Here is a 1,504-nt window from a genome sequence, read left to right on the forward strand (position 1 = left end):
AGCCATTGGGCCACGAGGCAGACCGTTACCGTCATCGGTCAGCGCCATGATCAGGGCCATCAGCACCGCAGTGATCACCATCTCCACCACAAAGGCATGGCCAACAGAAATGGCCGCATGTGGATAGGTAGAGAAGACTCCGGCAGTTTTCAGGCTTTCGGCGCTACCACGCACGATATTGTGCGCAGTTTCATATTCAGCGAACAGATTACCATACAGGAAGTACACCAGTGCACCCGCGGCGAACGCGCCCGCCACTTGGGCGAGGATGTATGGCAGCACACGTTTGCGTTCAAAACAGGCAAACAGCCACAGGGCGATAGTGACCGCTGGATTTAAGTGGGCACCGGAAACTCCGGCGGTCAGGTAAATTGCCATCGCAACCCCGACACCCCAGATGATACTGATTTCCCATAGGCTTAAGGCTGCACCGGCCAGATTGGCCGCAGCCACACAGCCGAGGCCGAAAAAGATTAACAGGCCGGTGCCGATAAATTCCGCGATACACTGCCCGGTCAATGAGGGCTGGGTCGTTGTGCTCATACGTGCTGTCCTTGAATTTATTGTGGGGTACGTTATCGGAAACACTATCTGGTTCGACCAGTTGGCTGGTCAATGGTGTAAATGTAACGTTAAAGCGCGAATACGAAAAACAGCAAAAGGTGAATGTGCGTTATTGGTCAAAATTTTAGAGAAAATGCTCATTATTTAGTGAACAGGCTCAAAAATTGGGCGTGTGCAGAGTAATCTGCTGCTAAGCCCTTTTCTGATAGCTGAATCAATTAAGCGAAAGAAAGGTTGCGAGTTTGCATGAATGTAATGAGTGTTAATTGATGGTTAACGCAAAAATCAGACTGTGGCATGGCGTTTTATTGCGATTTATTGCGAGAGCAGAAAGTCGGGCGTGATTAAGTCAGGTCGTTGCTCAGTGCACAATGCGCGATATGGAACATCGGTCGGTTACAGCGCAAATCCTGCGGCTCGCCGGATAGCGCTGGCTCGCAGCCGGTGGTAGAGTACAAGGAAATGCACACCGATCGCGATGAGGCGATGTTTAAGGGAGTCCTTATTTATGTCTTTTGAAGTATTTGAGAAGCTGGAAGCCAAAGTACAACAAGCAGTAGATACCATCCAACTGCTGCAGATGGAAATGGAAGATCTGAAAGAACAGAACCAAGCACTGGAACAACAAGTGCAGCAGAATGCGGCAGAACGTGAAGCGATGCTGCGTGAAAATGAACAACTGCGCGCTGAGCATCAAGGCTGGCAAGAGCGCCTGCGCATGCTGCTGGGCAAAATGGAAGAAGTGTAATTGGCCCGCCGTGGGGATGTGTAACCGGTTCAGTCTCGCTAGGCGAGTTTGCTTCGGTCGCTGCACGTGCTCACATCAAAGCTATTACAATATCAATAAAAAAAACAGAGCATTATGCTCTGTTTTTTTATGGCGAACGTTGCACGCTACGCGTTAACAGCGGTGTTATTCCAGATCCAACGCTTCTGGCGA

General features: G+C 50.1%; 2 protein-coding genes. One reads left to right on the forward strand and one right to left on the reverse strand.

Annotated features, from left to right (window positions below; all coding sequences use genetic code 11):
- Positions 1 to 543: MIP/aquaporin family protein (locus GOU96_RS17425; RefSeq protein WP_324702058.1), on the reverse strand; the 543-nt coding region annotated here is incomplete at its 3' end.
- 529 nt (positions 544 to 1,072) lie between these two features.
- Between GOU96_RS17425 and zapB the strand changes: the two genes are divergently transcribed.
- Entirely contained in the window at positions 1,073 to 1,312 is a 240-nt protein-coding gene (zapB, locus tag GOU96_RS17430) for a cell division protein ZapB (RefSeq protein ID WP_010864873.1), read from the forward strand.
- The last annotated feature ends 192 nt before the right edge of the window (positions 1,313 to 1,504 follow it).

It is taken from the genome of Vibrio sp. R-1, from assembly GCF_035615595.1.
GTDB classification, from domain to species: domain Bacteria; phylum Pseudomonadota; class Gammaproteobacteria; order Enterobacterales; family Vibrionaceae; genus Vibrio; species Vibrio cholerae.